Annotated in this window: 16 protein-coding genes; 15 read left to right on the top strand and 1 reads right to left on the bottom strand. The window is 47.2% G+C overall.

From position 1 onward, the window contains the following. Positions 1–86: 86 nt before the first annotated feature. The 11 genes from cmk to ACFVQB_RS16325 all read left to right on the top strand — a co-directional run bounded on the left by cmk (position 87) and on the right by ACFVQB_RS16325 (position 8,520). Positions 87–791, top strand: a complete 705-nt coding sequence (gene cmk / locus ACFVQB_RS16375) for a (d)CMP kinase (protein WP_063566751.1) — start codon at positions 87–89, stop codon at positions 789–791. Next, positions 788–1,375: a lysophospholipid acyltransferase family protein gene (locus ACFVQB_RS16370; RefSeq protein ID WP_090900627.1), complete on the top strand. Its 588-nt coding sequence runs from the start codon at positions 788–790 to the stop codon at positions 1,373–1,375. Before cmk ends, ACFVQB_RS16370 begins: the two co-directional genes overlap by 4 nt. A gap of 144 nt (positions 1,376–1,519) precedes the next feature. Next, positions 1,520–2,734, top strand: coding sequence for a 30S ribosomal protein S1 (gene rpsA, locus ACFVQB_RS16365; protein ID WP_076288924.1), 1,215 nt, complete (start codon positions 1,520–1,522; stop codon positions 2,732–2,734). Between the two features lie 184 nt (positions 2,735–2,918). Then, a complete protein-coding gene (der, locus tag ACFVQB_RS16360) occupies positions 2,919–4,241 on the top strand; it encodes a ribosome biogenesis GTPase Der (RefSeq protein WP_379440964.1) in 1,323 nt (440 codons plus the stop codon). An 11-nt stretch (positions 4,242–4,252) separates the two neighbouring features. After that, entirely contained in the window at positions 4,253–4,876 is a 624-nt protein-coding gene (plsY, locus tag ACFVQB_RS16355; RefSeq protein WP_379440963.1) for a glycerol-3-phosphate 1-O-acyltransferase PlsY, read from the top strand. Continuing rightward, a complete protein-coding gene (locus tag ACFVQB_RS16350; RefSeq protein WP_379440962.1) occupies positions 4,869–5,909 on the top strand; it encodes an NAD(P)H-dependent glycerol-3-phosphate dehydrogenase in 1,041 nt (346 codons plus the stop codon). Before plsY ends, ACFVQB_RS16350 begins: the two co-directional genes overlap by 8 nt. Positions 5,910–6,008: 99 nt before the next feature. Beyond that, entirely contained in the window at positions 6,009–6,284 is a 276-nt protein-coding gene (locus tag ACFVQB_RS16345) for a stage VI sporulation protein F (RefSeq protein ID WP_024630680.1), read from the top strand. A 170-nt stretch (positions 6,285–6,454) separates the two neighbouring features. Further along, positions 6,455–6,634 (top strand): DUF2768 family protein, encoded by a 180-nt coding sequence (locus ACFVQB_RS16340; protein WP_053780676.1) that lies wholly within the window; start codon positions 6,455–6,457, stop codon positions 6,632–6,634. Between the two features lie 83 nt (positions 6,635–6,717). Next, positions 6,718–7,335 (top strand): hypothetical protein, encoded by a 618-nt coding sequence (locus ACFVQB_RS16335; protein ID WP_379440961.1) that lies wholly within the window; start codon positions 6,718–6,720, stop codon positions 7,333–7,335. A 16-nt stretch (positions 7,336–7,351) separates the two neighbouring features. Further along, positions 7,352–7,705 (top strand): 2Fe-2S iron-sulfur cluster-binding protein, encoded by a 354-nt coding sequence (locus ACFVQB_RS16330; RefSeq protein WP_379440960.1) that lies wholly within the window; start codon positions 7,352–7,354, stop codon positions 7,703–7,705. A 35-nt stretch (positions 7,706–7,740) separates the two neighbouring features. Next, on the top strand, positions 7,741–8,520 hold the full coding sequence (locus ACFVQB_RS16325; RefSeq protein ID WP_379440959.1) for a hypothetical protein: 780 nt from the start codon (positions 7,741–7,743) through the stop codon (positions 8,518–8,520). 150 nt (positions 8,521–8,670) lie between these two features. On the opposite strand, the gene ACFVQB_RS16320 is transcribed toward ACFVQB_RS16325, so the two are convergent. Continuing rightward, a complete protein-coding gene (locus ACFVQB_RS16320; RefSeq protein ID WP_379440958.1) occupies positions 8,671–9,060 on the bottom strand; it encodes a tautomerase family protein in 390 nt (129 codons plus the stop codon). Positions 9,061–9,515: 455 nt separating this feature from the next. Here ACFVQB_RS16320 and spoIVA point away from each other — a divergent pair, with 455 nt between their 5' ends. The 4 genes from spoIVA to ACFVQB_RS16300 all read left to right on the top strand — a co-directional run bounded on the left by spoIVA (position 9,516) and on the right by ACFVQB_RS16300 (position 14,917). Further along, positions 9,516–10,994, top strand: coding sequence for a stage IV sporulation protein A (gene spoIVA / locus ACFVQB_RS16315; protein ID WP_076288931.1), 1,479 nt, complete (start codon positions 9,516–9,518; stop codon positions 10,992–10,994). 217 nt (positions 10,995–11,211) lie between these two features. Next, on the top strand, positions 11,212–12,309 hold the full coding sequence (locus ACFVQB_RS16310; RefSeq protein ID WP_379440957.1) for a sugar ABC transporter substrate-binding protein: 1,098 nt from the start codon (positions 11,212–11,214) through the stop codon (positions 12,307–12,309). Between the two features lie 107 nt (positions 12,310–12,416). Continuing rightward, on the top strand, positions 12,417–13,934 hold the full coding sequence (locus tag ACFVQB_RS16305; protein ID WP_379440956.1) for a sugar ABC transporter ATP-binding protein: 1,518 nt from the start codon (positions 12,417–12,419) through the stop codon (positions 13,932–13,934). Further along, positions 13,931–14,917 carry an ABC transporter permease gene (locus tag ACFVQB_RS16300; protein WP_063566763.1) on the top strand — a complete coding sequence of 329 codons (987 nt, stop codon included), beginning with the start codon at positions 13,931–13,933 and terminating at the stop codon, positions 14,915–14,917. Before ACFVQB_RS16305 ends, ACFVQB_RS16300 begins: the two co-directional genes overlap by 4 nt. Positions 14,918–15,121: the final 204 nt, after the last annotated feature.

The following is a 15,121-nucleotide window of genomic DNA, read 5'->3' as shown; positions in this document are numbered from 1 at the left end:
CCATGTGTATAGTGTGGTATAATTTTGACGATGCAGGCAATGCCTGTTTTTTTATTGAGGCTTATCGTTTGAGGAGGAATGCCCCGTTGGCAAGCCAGAACACATCAGAGAACGGGAAGATGAACGTTGCAATTGACGGACCTGCCGGTGCCGGGAAAAGCACGGTGGCCCGATTGGTTGCAGAGGCGCTCGCGTATATATACGTCGATACTGGCGCAATGTACCGTGCGGTAACCTTGCATATGCTTCGAAAAGGTATTTCACCGGAAGATGTGCCAGAGGTGCTTCAGGAAACCCAAAAGCTGGTCATTGATTTACAACCGGATCCCGACGGACAGAAAGTGTTCTGTAATGGGGAAGATGTAACCTCGGAAATCCGCTCCCGTGAAGTGACGGGAATCGTGTCCCGATATGCGCAAATCGAGGGGCTGCGTACGCAATTGGTGGATACACAGCGGCAAATGGCTTTGCGCAAGGGCGTCGTCATGGATGGACGCGATATCGGAACGACAGTATTGCCCGACGCGGAAGTGAAAATCTTCATGACTGCCAGTGTGGAAGAGCGTGCACTTCGCCGCTTCAAAGAACTGGACCCCTCAGAAGGACTGACGTTGCAGCAACTTGAACGAGACATTGCCACCCGTGACAAATTGGATGAAAGTCGGGAGATATCCCCGCTTCGTTGTGCTGAGGACGCTACTGTACTTGATACAACCGAGATGAGCATCCATGAAGTGGTTGACAAAATCGTGTCTTATTGCACAATGGTCAGAGGAGAGATCGGTCTATGATTTACACATTTTGCAGCACATTACTGCGGATCATTTACACCATTCTTTTCCGCCTGGAGGCAGTTGGACGGGAGAACATCCCGAAAGAAGGCGGCGTACTTTTATGTTCCAATCATATTAGTAACTTTGATCCACCAACGGTTGGCATCAAGATTCGTCGTCAGGTGCGCTTCATGGCCAAAAGCGAATTGTTTGATATCCCGGTCTTTGGCCGAATTATCAAAGCCGTAGGCGCTTTCCCCGTTAAACGTGGAGGCGTCAGCAAGGAATCCATTAAGACCTCACTCAACATTTTGCGTGACGGTGAAGTGCTTGGCATTTTCCCTTCGGGAAGCCGACACAACGATGGAGGCATCGGCAAAAAAGGGGCAGCGAGCTTCGCTCTCCGAAGTGGTGCTACAGTAATTCCTACTGCTATTATCGGTAACTACAAGGTTTTTCGTAAGATGAAAGTGGTGTATGGAGCACCGGTGAATTTGGACGAGTTCAAGGAAGATCCATCCGGCGATGCGCTGGAGAGAGCGACCGAGAAGATTATGTCCAAAATTAATGAAATGGTGCAAACAGGCGTGCCGAGCAAGTAAGCAAGGTAACGTCGGACAACTGAGTGCATGTTTCCATTTTTTTGAGGGAAGCTAAGCTATGCATTCGGTTCTGAAAGTGTTTTGAACTCTGCTACAGGCAGGTTTGAATATAATGGGGTTTTTGAATTGAGGAGGGTATTTGACATGTCGGAAGAAATGAAAAATCAAGAAGCAACCCAAGATGAGTTGGATCAATTCGTTTCCTTGAAAAAAGGAGATACCGTAAAAGGAACCATCGTCAAATTGGAAGATAACCAAGCCTATGTGAGCATTGGATATAAATATGACGGTGTAATTCCAATTCGTGAACTGTCTTCCCTACACGTAGACAGCGCGTCTGATGCAGTTGAAGTTGGACAAGAAGTTGAAGCTAAAGTACTTAGCATCGATGACGAGAAAGAAAAACTCGTTCTGTCCAAACGTGCAATCGACAGCGAAAACGCTTGGGATCAATTGCAAAAGCATTTTGAAGACCAAGACGTATTCGAAGTTGTTGTAGCTGACGTTGTTAAAGGCGGTCTGGTAGCAGACGTGGGCGTACGCGGATTTATCCCGGCTTCCATGGTAGAGCGCCATTTCGTTGAAGATTTCAGCGATTACAAAGGACGCACATTGCGTGTTAAAGTGAAAGAGATCGACCGTGAGAACAACAAAGTGATCCTTTCCCAAAAAGACGTACTTGAGCAAGAATTCGAAGCAAACAAAGCTACGGTTATGGCTGGTTTGCAAGAAGGTCAAGTTATCGAAGGTACAGTACAACGCTTGACTCAATTCGGTGCATTCGTTGATGTTGGCGGAGTAGACGGATTGGTTCACGTATCCGAGCTGGCTTGGACACACGTTGACAAACCATCGGACGTTCTGTCTGAAGGTGATAAAGTAAACGTAAAAGTGCTGAAAGTTGATCCTGAAAAAGGTAAAATCAGCCTGAGCATGAAAGCTGTTCAACCAGGCCCTTGGGAAACAGCTGGCGACAAATTCAACTCTAGCGATATCGTAACAGGTGTTGTAAAACGTCTGGTTGACTTCGGTGCTTTTGTTGAAATCGCTCCTGGTGTTGAGGGACTTGTGCATATCTCGCAAATCTCCCACAAACATATCGGCACTCCGCACGAAGTGTTGAAAGAAGGACAAGAAGTTCAAGTTAAAATCTTGGACATGAATCCTTCTGAGCAACGTGTAAGCCTGAGCATCAAGGAAACTGAAGAAGCTCCTGCTCAAGCGCCAAAATCAGAAAGACCTGCAAGAAACAACGCTCCACGTGAAGAAATCAACAACCCGAACGTTTCCTTGAGCAATCAAGGTCTGAGCATCACGCTTGGCGAACGCTTCGGTGACAAACTCAGCAAATTCAAATAAGTTATAAATGCATGGTTCATAGTTATATACTGCATATTTTGCTGAACAATAAAAGCAAGATCGGCGAGCCCCAGCGGGTTCGCCGATTGTTGTTATTGCGAGTATAACGGCATGAAACGTTAGCCAAGACAGGTGTTTTTTGCTATGATGAGTATCGTAAGTATGGACAGGAGGAGTGGAATGTATGGCAAGACCCGTTGTGGCAATTGTCGGGCGACCGAATGTGGGCAAATCCACCATTTTTAATCGGATCATCGGCGACAGATTGGCCATTGTGGAAGACAAGCCGGGCATTACCCGTGACCGTATATACGGAATCGGCGAATGGAACGGTAAACCATTTAGCATTATCGATACAGGTGGTATCGAAATCGACGGCGAGGACGTCATTTTAAAATCAATCCGGATGCAGGCAGAGCTCGCCATTGAAGAAGCGGATGTTATTGTATTCATGTGTGATGCAAAAGCAGGAATTACGCAATCTGATGAAGAAGTCGCAGAGATGTTGTACCGCTCAGGTAAGCCTATCGTTGTAGCCGTTAACAAAGTGGATAATATCGGGCGCAGTGAGCTCATTTATGAGTTTTATGGATTTGGATTTGGTGATCCAATCGGAGTATCGGGAAGTCATGGTACAGGTGTAGGTGATTTGCTCGATGCCATCGTAGAGAAATTGCCTGAACTTGAGGAAGAGACTTACGATGACGATGTCATTCGTGTTGCTCTGATCGGACGTCCTAATGTGGGTAAATCTTCATTGGTGAACGCCATTTTGGGCGAAGAGCGTGTTATTGTCAGTGATGTTGCTGGAACGACGCGGGACGCGATTGATACACCGTTTGAGAAAGACGGCCAGCGCTATGTGCTGATTGATACAGCAGGTATGCGTAAACGTGGTAAAGTCTATGAAACCACGGAGAAATACAGCGTGATGCGTGCCATGCGTGCCATTGAGCGTGCAGATGTTGTTCTGATTGTTATTAATGGCGAAGAAGGCATTATTGAGCAGGACAAGCATATTGCAGGTTATGCATTCGAAGCAGGCAAAGCCTCTTTGTTTGTTGTGAACAAATGGGACGTTGTAGAGAAGTCTGATAAAACAATGAATGAGTTTGAGAAAAAAATTCGGGATCATTTCCTGTTTATGACTTACGCTCCTGTTGTATTTTTGTCAGCCAAGACAAAACAACGCTTACAAAAATTGCTGCCTGTTGTGCAGCGTGTAGCACAGCAGCATTCTATGCGCGTTCAGACGCATCTGCTTAATGATGTAGTGTCTGATGCAGTGGCGATTAATCCGCCACCAACAGATAAAGGTCGCAGAATGAGAATCAACTATGTGACTCAGGTTGCAGTTAAACCTCCGACCATGGTTATTTTTGTGAACGATCCGGAATTGATGCACTTTTCTTATGAACGTTACCTGGAGAATAAAATTCGTGCAGCGTTTGATTTTGAAGGGACGCCAATTCGCATATTTACTCGGAGGAAGTCCGAAGAAGGTTAGGGGAGAAGTTTGTGATTTTACAAATCGCAGCGATTGTACTGAGCTATCTGCTCGGTTCAATCAGCTTTAGTGTCCTCCTTGCAAAAGCACTACGGGGGATCGATATCCGTCAACACGGAAGCGGAAATGCAGGAGCTACCAATACATTGCGGATATTGGGTAAAGGACCGGCAATTCTGGTACTGCTGTTGGATGTACTCAAAGGTATTGCGGCCGTTTGGATTGGGATTTGGTTCAGCAATGGTTCCGATTGGATTCCTGCACTCAGTGGTATAGCTGCCATTGCAGGACATAACTGGCCGCTGTACTTCCGTTTCCGTGGAGGAAAAGGAATTGCGACAGCGATCGGTGTGCTCGTAACTCTTGCACTTATTCCTGCGCTATGCGCCGGTGTATTTGCCATCCTGTCCATCGTATTGACACGATATGTTTCATTGGGTTCCCTTATTTTTGTAGCTTTGACACCGCTCTTCATCCTTGTGTTACCCGGATATTCGATGAGTATCTTCTGGGGAAGTCTGATTATTTGTCTGTTTGCGTTCTGGAGACATCGTACCAATATTGCGAAGCTCGCCAAAGGACAGGAAAATAAATTGGGATCGAAAAACCCTGGAGGGGGAAAACGCGTTGTCTAAAAAAGTTGCTGTTCTGGTTGCGGGCAGTTGGGGTACTGCACTCGCCAGTGTATTGGCTGCCAACCAGCTGGATGTGATCATGTGGACACGTGGTGAAGACCAGGCCGCAGAGATCAATAATAAACATACAAACCAACGTTTCCTTCCCGGTGCAGAGCTGTCAACACGTATTCAGGCAACAACGGATATGGCGATGGCAGTTGAAGGGGCTTCTGCTGTATTAATTGTTGCTCCTTCATCGGCGATGCGTTCGGTTGCTCATCAGCTTAAGGCCTATTACAAACCGGAAATGTTAATCATTCATGCAACCAAGGGTTTTGAGACAGAAAGCCTGAAACGTATGTCCACAGTCATTTCGGAAGAACTTGAATGTGAAGAAGGACGTGTCGTTGTACTTTCTGGTCCTAGCCATGCGGAAGAAGTGGTCAAGCGTTGCCCAACGACGGTTGTTGTGGCATCACTGGATAAAGCTTCTGCCGAGGCAGCCCAAGGTTTATTTATGAATGCTTATTTCCGTGTGTACACGAATCGAGATATGATTGGTGTAGAACTGGCGGGAGCGTTCAAAAATATTATTGCGCTGGGAGCAGGCATGTCAGACGGGCTTAACTTTGGTGACAATGCCAAAGCAGCGTTGCTAACACGTGGGCTGGCCGAGATCACACGAATAGGTGTGGAGATGGGAGCGAATCCGCTCACGTTCTCCGGACTTGCAGGGATCGGCGATTTGGTCGTAACCGCGACTAGTCAGCACAGCCGTAACTGGAGAGCGGGTTCCTTGCTGGGCAAAGGGCAGAAGCTGGACGATGTTTTGAATTCCATGGGCATGGTTGTGGAAGGCATTCGGACCACGCAGGCAGCCCACTTTATTTCTCAGAAGTACGGTGTGCAAATGCCGATTGCAGATCAGCTTTATCACGTTCTTTTTCAGGAGAGACAGCCGCGGGATGCGGTTGAAGCTTTGATGGGACGTGATCCCAAGACCGAAATGGAAGTCATGACGCTTGAAACCTGGGAGCAGTGGCATTCCTGATGGTAGCGTAGGCAGCTTTCCCGAAATGAGAAGCTTATTCACCTTTTTTGCGGTGCACTCATATTATACACATGAGTATTGCCGGAGGAGGGGAGACGAATGGCTAACAACATTTCCAAGGAAGCGCTGAAAGCGATCAACAAAAAAACAGGGAAATCGATTACGGAAGGTGCCGTCAAGAAATTGGCGAGTACAGTAAAACCGTCCACCATGCAGAATGAAGCTCAGTTGCGCCAACTGATCAAGCAAGTATCCGCCATGGCAAAAGTGCCGGTATCTGAGGATACAGTTCAGGATATCGTGAGTGCCGTCAAAAAAAGCGGATTAAACCCAAACAGTATGGAATCATTAATGAAAATGATGATGAAAAAATAATAGATCGCGCCTGCGTGCAGGCGATCGAGCAAGGCAAAAAGACAAGTCGGCATCTGCCGGCTTGCTTTTTGTCTTTTTTTTGGAAAACTGAGCAATGTTTCGTGTTATAATAATTGCAATTGTCACAGTGTCAGTGATGAATAACGGACTGAAGGGGAGAACTCTGGATTATGAACGCGATGGACAAGATGTGGCTTTCATTGGTCGCAATCCTCATTATGGGACTATCTGTATTCCTGATTACGTTTGCTCGATCCAAAACGAAAGGCATTGTACGGGGGATTCTTTCTTTAATTGCTTTTCTCATTATGCTGATTGGCTTTTTCGGCGGAATTGCTTCTCTAACCTGATCTTTCTCGCCTGAGAGAGAACATCCGCATAAACACATCATAAGAACTGACACAACGAAAACGGATGAAGGGAAGGTGAGCCGATGAGGCCGCATGAAACGGAGGATCGGGCAGAGCGCTATCCGGAATTACACGCGGCTTTGCTGGAAACGGCGAAAGCCTGGGATACAGAGCCTTATACGTGGCTGCTTGGGGGAAGCTGTGGGCTGCTGCTCCAGCAGGTGGAATTACAGCAGGCTCCCAGAGATATTGACATCTACGCTGATATCACTGCCGCGAAGGTGCTGCATAAATCTGCGCCTGGAATGGTGCTGGACGAGCCTGTCGTAGATAAGACGGGACCTTATGCCTCGCTGCTCAGTCATTATCAGGTAGGGACGTGTGCCTTGGAACTGGTTGGTGGTTTCGAAGTGTGGTCACGTAAAAGTTGGTACCGCATTGAAATTGAGCATGTATTAGCCGCGTATGCACCTGAAGCCAAAATGGGTTCTTACACATTGCGTCTAATGCCGCTGGCTCATGAGCTGTTGTTTAATCTGATGAGAGGCCGAGCCGATCGTTATGAACCCATTGCAAGACAGATTCGGCAGATGCCTGAATCACATCAACCTCTAATGACTTTATTGGGGCAGCGAAATATATGGACAAGCCGATTCAGAGCAGATGTGGAAGAGCTAGTTGGCTTCGAATGGCCTCAGTAGGTTGGGAGGAAGAGATATGGATTACAATATTACATTTTTACCGCAAAATAAAACGATTCGGCTAAAGCCAGGGGTAACGCTGCTAAATGCTGCACGCCGTGCAGGGGTGAAAATAGCAACGCGATGTGATGGGAAGGCAGCCTGCCTGATGTGTAAGGTGAAAGTGGATTCCGAACATCTTGCAGCGCTGAATCCTCCAACAGATGCGGAGAAGCGTAAGCTGGGTTCCCTGCTGGATGCAGGCACCCGGCTGTCATGTCAGGCAAAGATCCGGGGATCGGTGACGGTTCATGTGCCGGAGGATCCCCTGAAGGCAGCGATTCGTAAACAATTGGAGCGTCAGCAGCAGGAAGAGGACGATTGGTTCTAAGAATACCTGAGTGGAATGATTCAAGGAGGATATGGATGAACGAGAATAGGACGAAGAGCGTAGAACCAAAAGGGCAGAGGCGTCACTTGCAGAAGATGTCCTGTCTAATCTTATTCCTGTTGTTTGCTATTACAGCAACGGGGTGCATGTATCAATCTCAATCCCAGAGTAATCCCGACCCCAAAATAGCTTATAGGGAAAGCGTAAGCCGTATTCAAACTGCGGTAGAAGCATTCCAACAGGATCAGGGGATTTTGCCCATGGTCAATGCAGATATGGAAACACCTAAATATGAAAAATTCAGAGTCGATCTGTCGAAGCTGAAGCAGCAGGGCTATCTGGATGAAATACCCGGAACTGCTTTTGAGAGTGGTGGTAGCGCTTACTTTCTCATTCAGGACGAAGAAGTGAAGCCAACCGTCAAAGTTATGGATCTTCAAACTGTGCAGAAAGTAAATGATGTTCAGCGAATGGTCAACCAGTACAAGTCCGTACATAACAATCAACTGCCCAGTGGGCAAGAACTGTATCCAGGTCTATACGCTGTAGATATGGAGCAAGCTGCACAGGCTGGTGCACCGGCGGTTACCCTGAATAGTGTATATTCAGGTCAGGAGCTGCCTTTCATGATGGATGACGAGGGCAATGTCTATGTGGACTATGCTTTTGACATTATGCAGGCTGTAGAGAAGTCAGAGAATCCTCCAATGAACGTGGAAGATATGCGTGATTTCTTACTGGAGCATTCTTACTTTGTCCCTGTAAAATCGGTTGCTTACACCTGGCAGAATAACACCCCGGTTGCAAGAAAGTAATCATGAGTGTTAATTCGATCGAGCGTTACGCCATACAATGATTGTTCTTAAGAATAAAAAGAGATATTCCGCATCACGGGATATCTCTTTTCTATATGTTGGTTCATAGTCCCATCTTATGGTCCATAAGCAATATTCAGATTACTTAGTTCAGACCTCCACTTTATAACTCAAGTCAAGTTCATCGCCGGGTAATCCCCGAATACCCCAGTGACTGCGCGGTGTTTCAAATATGGTAATTTCCACATCATTGGGCGACAATTTCAACTGTTCGTTCATTCGTGTGAATAATTGCTGAATGAGTTCTTTCTTGATTTGATCTGTTCGGCCTTCGAACATGCTGATTTCAATAATGGTATACCCTGCTGAACGATCAGCGGGAAAAAGAAAATCATCCGTGTCCATGGGGAAGTAACGATGAAACTTCTTATTCTCCGGTAATCCCACAACATTCACCATAACGGAGTGTATGACTTGTGAAAGCTGCTCTTTCAATGGGTTCAGATGCTCACCGAGTCCATATACTTTGATTTGTGCCACGCTCATCTCACCTTTCTCAGCTCGTTATCTCTGCTCTGCTCTGCTAAAAATGCTTTACCCTCACAGTATACCTCCTGCACGGCTTGAACGGTACCACAAAAAGGAAATCAATGAACCGGCATAAAAGCTTCGGCACGCTCATAAAGTAGATTGAAATAAAGACGCGCAGTCCGAGAGCGGGGCGATTCTCTTAAGGCAACTACCTTGAGAAAAAAACAAAAAATACGCGTCATAATGCTGCATACGGATACATAAGATGATACTAGTCCAATTGCATGTACGAGTTAACGCCGCTTTCGCCGGTTTCATCAGAATGCAACGTTCGGCGGCGGACGACTTCCGGGCACTCACAAAGGCGGCTCTACCGTTGCAGGGATTTCAGTCTTCTGATTGAAAAAACGAAGCGGATGCTCTTTAGCATTTTTCCTTCGGAGTAATTTAGGGAGGGGATTTCATTGGAGAAAGTGGACATTTTTAAGGACATTGCCGAGCGGACCGGAGGGGATATCTATCTCGGGGTTGTCGGCGCAGTCCGGACAGGTAAATCAACATTTATCAAACGTTTCATGGAAACGATTGTGTTGCCAAACATCACAAACGAGGCGGACCGCGGGCGGGCAGTAGATGAACTGCCACAGAGCGCAGCTGGCAAAACAATCATGACTACGGAGCCAAAATTCGTACCGAATAACGCGGTTCAAATCAAGGTCGCCGAGGGACTTGATGTCAATGTGCGCCTTGTGGATTGTGTAGGTTACGCGGTGGAAGGAGCCAAGGGATACGAGGATGAGAATGGACCACGCATGATCTCCACGCCTTGGTTCGAAGAACCGATTCCTTTCCAGGAAGCTGCCGAAATTGGTACACGCAAAGTCATTCAGGAGCATTCCACCCTGGGTGTGGTGGTCACAACAGATGGCACGATCGCTGAAATTGCCCGGAGTTCCTATGTGGAATCAGAGGAACGTGTCATTGCCGAACTGAAGGAAGTGGGCAAACCGTTTGTGCTGGTGATCAACTCGACTCGCCCTCGCAGTGAAGAAGCTCTGCAGTTGCGTAGTGAGCTCGCTGCCAAGTATGATATTCCGGTTATGACACTCAGTGCAGCTACAATGACAGAAGATGATGTGACAGGTGTGCTTCGCGAAGTGCTGTATGAGTTCCCTGTACATGAAGTGAATGTGAATCTGCCGAGCTGGGTGATGGTGCTGAATGAAAACCACTGGCTGCGCAGCAACTACGAAAATTCCGTTCGCGACACGGTTAAGGATATTCGCAGGCTGCGTGACGTGGATCGGGTTGTTGCTCAGTTCATGGAATACGAATTCATCGATCGAGCCGGTCTGAGCGGCATGAACATGGGGCAGGGTGTGGCAGAAATCGATCTGTATGCACCGGATGAATTATACGATCAGATCCTCGTGGAAGTTGTTGGTATTGAGATTCGAGGCAAGGATCATCTGCTGCAATTGATGCAGGAATTCTCCCATGCGAAGAGGGAGTACGATCGCTTCGCTGAGGCGCTGGAGATGGTTAAAACGACCGGCTACGGCATCGCAGCTCCATCCCTCGCCGAGATGGCACTGGATGAACCGGAACTCATCCGTCAAGGTACCAAATTCGGCGTCCGCCTGAAAGCAACCGCACCATCCATTCACATGATCCGGGTCGATGTGGAATCGGAGTTTGCACCGATTATCGGAACGGAAAAACAGAGTGAGGAACTGGTAAGGTACTTGATGCAGGACTTCGAGAACGATCCGATCAAGGTATGGGATTCAGATATGTTCGGTCGTTCACTGCATTCCATCGTGAGAGAAGGCATTCAGGGTAAAATTGCGATGATGCCAGACAACGCACGATACAAGTTGCAAGAGACGCTGGGACGTATCATTAACGAAGGTTCAGGTGGATTAATCGCCATAATTCTGTAAGTTCAAAAGGCCGTAGGGGCACCCCTCGCGGTCTTTTTCTTGTTTTATTTTCATGATTCTGGATGAAATGGATAAGATGCTTTATTTTCGAATAAAAACTTAGCGAGTTTTAGCTTTAAATTGCTAAAACCCATTTACATACTAGGGATTAGCCGTTATATTAATATTCAACTATTGTGATCGAGATCACAGAGAGTGTGAACAGGGGGAGAAAGAGATGAGAGGGAAAAATACAAAATGGGTTTGGTTGAGTGTGCTGCTTGTATTTACATTGGCATTGTCCGCTTGCGGAATTAAAAAAGAACCTGCTTCAACTACAGCTTCCGGTGCAACAGAGGACAAGCCTCAAACCGAAGCAGTAACAGGTCCACTCAGCGGAAAACGAATTGCACTGGTTATGGAATTTAATACAGGTACGTTCTCACAGCAATATGTGCAAGGGGTTAAAGAAGAAATCGAAAAATTCGGTGGACAATTGACTACGTTTGTCGCTGATAATGATAAAGCCAAAATGGTATCGCTGCTCGATAGCGCAATTAACCAGAAATTCGATGCCATTCTGACGGATCACGGGGATTCCCTGCTGGAGCCGGGTGTGAAAAAGGCAGTAGAACAAAACATTCCGGTTGTTGTGTTCGATGCAGACATTAGCGTTAAGGGAGCAACAGTGTTGTCCCAGGATGATCAGAAGATGGCAGAACTTACGCTGGAGCAAATGAAAAAAGATATTAACGGACAAGGCAATATCGTAAAAGTATGGGTTGCCGGTTTTGCACCAATGGAACGTCGTCAGGTTGCTTATGGCAAGTTCTTGAAAGAGAACCCGGACATCAAAGAGATTGCAACGTTTGGTTCAGCACAGAATCCGGCGTTGGATACACAAGCCAAAATGGAAGCGATTCTGAAACAATATCCAAAAGGTGAAATCACAGCGGTATGGACTGCATGGGATGAGTTTGCTAAAGGTGCAGCGCGTGCCATTCAGCAAGCAGGGCGTGACGAGATCAAGGTATACGGTATTGACATGAGTGATGAAGACTTACAGATGATCCAGGATCCGAAAAACCCTTGGGTAGCTTCCGCAGCGGTTGATCCAACAGACATTGGACGTGTTCAGGTTCGTTATGCGTACCAGAAGCTGAATGGGGATGAGACAGAGGATCAAGTGGTTCTCAACCCGGTTTATGTACAGCGTGATGCGCTGCCTGACAAACAAATCTCCACTTCAGAGCTGTCCGAGTATGTGGAGGGCTGGGGAGGAAGTACACAGGGAATCAAGGATTGGATGTCGGAATACGGTGTTACTGCCAAATAAAACAGCGTAACGGAGGCGCGCCACAAGGCGCGCTTTTTCCAACCATGATGAAAATAACTACATGAGAATGTGATACTCCCGGAGGGGAGCGATTGGAGGTTGGCGTCATGAGTACTGCACCGATTTTGCTTCAAATGGAACATGTCCACAAGCAGTTTGCTGGCATTCCTGCCCTGAAAGACGTGGAGTTCTCCGTCAAAGGCGGGGAAATTCACGCGCTGCTTGGTGCGAATGGTGCCGGCAAGAGCACATTGATGAAAATTCTGTCTGGTGCCTATCAACTGGATCAGGGCACCATCCAATTAAGTGGGCAAACGCTTCATCTGAATTCACCAGGCGATGCCAAAGCGAGTGGGATTCACTGTGTGTACCAAGAGGTGGATGCTGCACTGGTTCCCCAATTGACAGCTGCCGAGAACATTATGCTGGATCAATTGGCGTCGCCTGGCGGAGGTTGGTGGAAAAGCCCGCGGAAACTGCAACAGCGTGCGGCTGAAGCTTTGCAGCAATTAGGAGCGGCTATATCCGTTCACAAAAAAGTAGCCGACCTGACGCTTGCGGAGAAGCAGATGATTCTGCTCGCACGTATTCTGATCCAGGATGCCAAGGTCATTATTTTTGATGAACCAACTGCACCGCTGAGCCAGGAAGAAACGGACGCTTTTTTCCGAATTGTACATTTGCTGAAAGAACGAGGAGTGGCATGTATTTTCATTACGCACCGTCTTCCTGAAGTTACAAGTCACTGTGACCGCGTTACCGTGATGAGAGATGGACAACATGTGTTCACGGGTGAGGCAAAAGAGCTTACGATCAATGATCTGGTGACGCAGATGCTCGGAAAACCGTTCGAGGAAGAGTTCCCCAAGACAGAAGCACCGGTAGGTGAAGTGTTGCTGGAAGCAAGAGGACTTCGGCGTGGAGTCCGAGTCAAGGGTGTGGACCTGTCTGTTCGTCGAGGCGAAGTGCTTGCTGTGGTAGGGCTTGTAGGTGCGGGGAAAACGGAATGTTCCCGCTTGTTGATTGGTGCAGATCGGGTGGAGAGTGGAGAGATTCGGGTTAACAATCGAGAACTTCACCTTTCCCAACCTGCTGATGCTGCGGCTCTGGGCATTGTCTCCGTGCCTGAGGAACGGCGGAAACAGGGGATTCTGATTGAGGAAAACGTGGAACGGAATTTGAGCCTGCCTTTGCTTGGACGTCTTAGTAGATTAGGTTTTGTAAGTCGAAAGCGAGAGCGTGAGAATGCGGAATCTTTAGTGCAGCAACTTGGTATCAAAACATCGTCAGTTCGGCAGGAAGTGAAGTATTTAAGCGGTGGCAATCAGCAAAAGGTGGCCATTGGCAAATGGCTGAATGCGGACGCAGACGTCTTTATCTTTGATGAGCCGACAAAAGGTGTGGATATCGGCGCCAAAAGTGACATTTTTCGCATCATTAACGAACTGGCTTTGGCGGGTAAAGCTGTTATCTATTTCACATGTGAACTGGATGAAGGATTGGGCATTGGTGACCGGATTGCAGTCATGTGTGAAGGGATTATCGTAAAGGAATTCAAACGGGGCGAGACTAACCAAGAACAGCTGCTATACTACGCAAGCGGTGGACAAGAGGTGGAAGCATGAAGGATAAATCATTGGATTTTGCGTTCCGTTATGGCGCGATTATCGTTATTATTGGTGTTATAGCATTTTTCGGTATTAAACTGCCTTATTTCTTCACGTACAGTAACTTGACCGATATTTTGGGTTCAATCTCTATCGTGACATTTGTAGCGATTGGTGTTACCTTATCTCTCATTGTAGATGGATTTGATCTTTCGGTGGGGGCAACCGTCTCGCTAACTACTGTCGTTACCGCTTCATTAATGATTTGGTATCAGCAGCCGCTGGCAGTTGTCATTATCGTCCCGCTGATTATTGGGGCAGTGATTGGTTGGCTTAATTCCTTGCTAATTGTGAAACTCCGTATTCCGGATCTGCTCGCTACACTTGCGACGATGTACATTATCGGTGGAATTCACAAAACGTATGCTCAAGGGTACACGATCTATAACCATATGCAGTTTCCAGACGGAAGCAAGGCTGCCGGAGAGATGGACCCCACATTTCTGCAGCTTGGGCAGGGAAAATGGCTGGGAATGCCGATTTCGGTCATCCTGTTGCTCATTGCGGTTATCGGTGTGCATATCTTTTTGACGTATACGAAGTATGGGCGCCAGATGTACGTTACTGGAGGTAATGAGGAGGCGGCACGTCTATCCGGCATCAAGGTAAAAAAGGTGCGTACACTCGCCTATGTAGCTGCTGGAGTGTTTGCTGCAATCGGCGGTATTATCTATGCATCCAAAGTGGGTTCAGGACAAATTGATGCGGGTTCTCCGTTGTTAATGGAATCCGTGGCCGCTGTGTTTGTCGGATTCTCCGTATTTGGTGCAGGTAAACCAAACGTGATTGGAACATTCATTGGCTCGGTTCTGATTGGTGTATTGGTGAACGGTTTGACTATGATGAATGTTCAATATTTCACGCATGATATTGTAAAAGGCGGGGTGCTCGTGCTTGCCCTGGCGGTTACATTTTACGTGTTAAACCGCAACCGCACTTGAAATTGTGTGCTGTCTGTATTAGTATAAAATTTGTTCGGCGTCTGAAACAACCTTTGTTTCAGGCGACATTCTGCCGGAAATGACTGTTGACCGCAGGCCGAGATTTGTGTTCATCACGCTCAAGATGTACGTAGATTTTTTGTGCATGAACGTATATTTCGCTATAAAACGGAAACACAGTATAACATTCAGGACATTGATTCA

Origin of the sequence: Paenibacillus sp. NPDC057886 (assembly GCF_042796655.1) — a bacterium.
In the GTDB taxonomy this organism is placed as follows: Bacteria; Bacillota; Bacilli; order Paenibacillales; family Paenibacillaceae; genus Paenibacillus.
The sequence above is the reverse complement of the archived record's forward strand: the minus strand, read 5'-3'. Positions and strand labels throughout refer to the sequence as shown.

Excerpts from the sequence above, each read along its gene's own strand:
- ACFVQB_RS16370 (WP_090900627.1), top strand. The coding sequence starts at position 788 with ATGATTTACACATTTTGCAGCACATTACTGCGGATCATTTACACCATT.
- rpsA (WP_076288924.1), top strand. The coding sequence starts at position 1,520 with ATGTCGGAAGAAATGAAAAATCAAGAAGCAACCCAAGATGAGTTGGAT.
- der (WP_379440964.1), top strand. The coding sequence starts at position 2,919 with ATGGCAAGACCCGTTGTGGCAATTGTCGGGCGACCGAATGTGGGCAAA.
- ACFVQB_RS16345 (WP_024630680.1), top strand. The coding sequence starts at position 6,009 with ATGGCTAACAACATTTCCAAGGAAGCGCTGAAAGCGATCAACAAAAAA.
- ACFVQB_RS16340 (WP_053780676.1), top strand. The coding sequence starts at position 6,455 with ATGAACGCGATGGACAAGATGTGGCTTTCATTGGTCGCAATCCTCATT.
- ACFVQB_RS16335 (WP_379440961.1), top strand. The coding sequence starts at position 6,718 with ATGAGGCCGCATGAAACGGAGGATCGGGCAGAGCGCTATCCGGAATTA.
- ACFVQB_RS16330 (WP_379440960.1), top strand. The coding sequence starts at position 7,352 with ATGGATTACAATATTACATTTTTACCGCAAAATAAAACGATTCGGCTA.
- ACFVQB_RS16325 (WP_379440959.1), top strand. The coding sequence starts at position 7,741 with ATGAACGAGAATAGGACGAAGAGCGTAGAACCAAAAGGGCAGAGGCGT.
- ACFVQB_RS16310 (WP_379440957.1), top strand. The coding sequence starts at position 11,212 with ATGAGAGGGAAAAATACAAAATGGGTTTGGTTGAGTGTGCTGCTTGTA.
- ACFVQB_RS16305 (WP_379440956.1), top strand. The coding sequence starts at position 12,417 with ATGAGTACTGCACCGATTTTGCTTCAAATGGAACATGTCCACAAGCAG.
- ACFVQB_RS16300 (WP_063566763.1), top strand. The coding sequence starts at position 13,931 with ATGAAGGATAAATCATTGGATTTTGCGTTCCGTTATGGCGCGATTATC.